General features: G+C 73.5%; 1 protein-coding gene. It reads left to right on the top strand.

Going from position 1 to position 2,068, the window contains the following annotated elements:
- The coding region (locus P1P70_RS43890; protein ID WP_319247996.1) for a SpoIIE family protein phosphatase at positions 1-1,795 on the top strand (1,795 nt) is incomplete at its 5' end.
- Positions 1,796-2,068 lie beyond the last annotated feature (273 nt).

The raw sequence follows: 2,068 nt of genomic DNA, 5'->3' as shown, positions 1-2,068 counted from the left end.
CCCCCCCCCCCCGCCCCCCCCACCCCCCGACTCCACCCCGGCCTCGACCGCGGAATCCACTCCCGACGCCTGGCTGCTCCTCATCGGTGAACCCGGGGTTGGTCGGCTCGCCATGCTCGCGCGTCGGCGCCTCGAACTGCTGCACGACGCCGGAGTCCGCATCGGCACCACGCTCGACGTCACCCGTACCGCGGAGGAACTCGCCGAGGTCGCCGTCCCCCGCTTCGCCGACTTCGCCGCCGTGGACCTGCCCGTCTCCGTCCTCCTCGGCGACGAGCCGGAGCCCCTCGGCCCCGGCACCCGGCTGCGCCGGGTCGCGCTGAGCGCCGTACACGAGGAGTCGCACCTGTACGAGGTCGGCGACCCGGTGCGCTACGTCCCCTCCACCCCGCAGGCCCGCAGCTGGGAGACCGGCCGCTCGGTGCTGGAACCCGTCCTGGCGGAGGCGGGCGGCTGGCTCGCCCAGGACCCGGCCCGGCTGGAGCGCGCCCTCGCCGCCGGCATCCACTCCCTGATCACCGTGCCGCTGCGGGCCCGCGGCGCGACCCTCGGCGTCGTCAGCTTCTACCGCTCCGAGCAGCCCGCCCCGTTCGAGGACGACGACCTGTCGCTGGCCCAGGAACTCGTCGGCCGCGCGGCCATCTGCATCGACAACGCCCGCCGCTACACCCGCGAACACAACACCGCCCTCGCCCTGCAACGCAGCCTGCTGCCGCGCGGCCGCCCCGACCAGAGCGCGGTCGAGGTCGCCTACCGCTACCTCCCCGCCCAGGCGGGCGTCGGCGGCGACTGGTTCGACGTCGTCCCGCTCTCCGGCGCCCGCGTCGCCCTCGTCGTCGGTGACGTCGTCGGTCACGGCCTGCACGCCGCCGCGACCATGGGCCGACTGCGCACCGCCGTCCACAACTTCTGCGCCCTCGACCTGCCCCCGGACGAACTGCTCACCCACCTCGACGACCTCGTCGGCCGCCTCGACCGCGGCGAGGGCTGGGCGGTGGAGAACACCCACGAGGACTCCGGCATCGTCGGCGCGACCTGCCTGTACGCCGTCTACGACCCGGTGTCCCGGCGCTGCACCCTCGCCCGCGCCGGGCACCCGCTGCCGGCGGTCGTCGCCCCGGACGGGACCGTGGACTTCCTCGACCTGCCCTCGGGGCCACCGTTGGGCCTCGGCGGCATGCCCTTCGAGACGATCGAACTCGAACTGGCCGAGGGCAGCCAGCTGGTCCTCTACACCGACGGCCTGGTCGAAGACCGCCACCGCGACATCGACACCGGCCTCGACATGCTCCGTACCGTCCTGGCCCGCTCCGACCGCGCCCCCGAGGACACCTGCGAAGCGGTCCTCGACGCCCTGCTTCCGGCCCGGCCCTGCGACGACGTGGCCCTCCTCGTCGCCCGCACGAACACCCTGGGCCCGGAGCGGGTCGCCCAGTGGGACCTGCCCAGCGACCCGGCGGTCGTCTCCCGAGCCCGCGAGGCCGTCACCGGACAGCTCGCCGCCTGGGGCCTGGACGAACTGGCCTTCACCACCGAACTGGTGGCCAGCGAACTCGTCACCAACGCCATCCGCCACGCCACCGGCCCGGTACAGCTACGCCTCCTGCGCGACCGCGCCCTGATCTGCGAGGTCTACGACGGCAGCGGCACCTCACCCCGACTGCGCCGCGCCCGCACCGAGGACGAGGGCGGCCGGGGTCTGTTCCTAGTGGCCCAGCTCACCGAACGCTGGGGCACGCGCTACACCCCCGACGGCAAGACCATCTGGACCGAACAGCCCCTGCCCCGCCCGTGACGCGAGGCCCCGGCGACGACAACCCGACCGGCTGAGGTCGGCCGGGCTCGAAGGGGCGGAGCCCCTGGTAACGGGATGGGTAGAGGCGGCGGGGGCGACTAAACTCCCCACGAAAAAGCCCAGTTCGCAAGCCGCCGGAGCAGACCAGACCAGACCGACCAAACGCAGCAAGCACTGAAGCACCTGAGACATACGAGGCACCGAATGGCGACGACCTGCATGACGACGACCTGCATGACGACGACCCGCATGACGACACCCCCCACACCCACC

The sequence above is a fragment of the Streptomyces sp. MB09-02B genome (genome assembly GCF_033794485.1).
Taxonomy (GTDB): Bacteria; Actinomycetota; Actinomycetes; order Streptomycetales; family Streptomycetaceae; genus Streptomyces.
The sequence above is the reverse complement of the archived record's forward strand: the minus strand, read 5'-3'. Positions and strand labels throughout refer to the sequence as shown.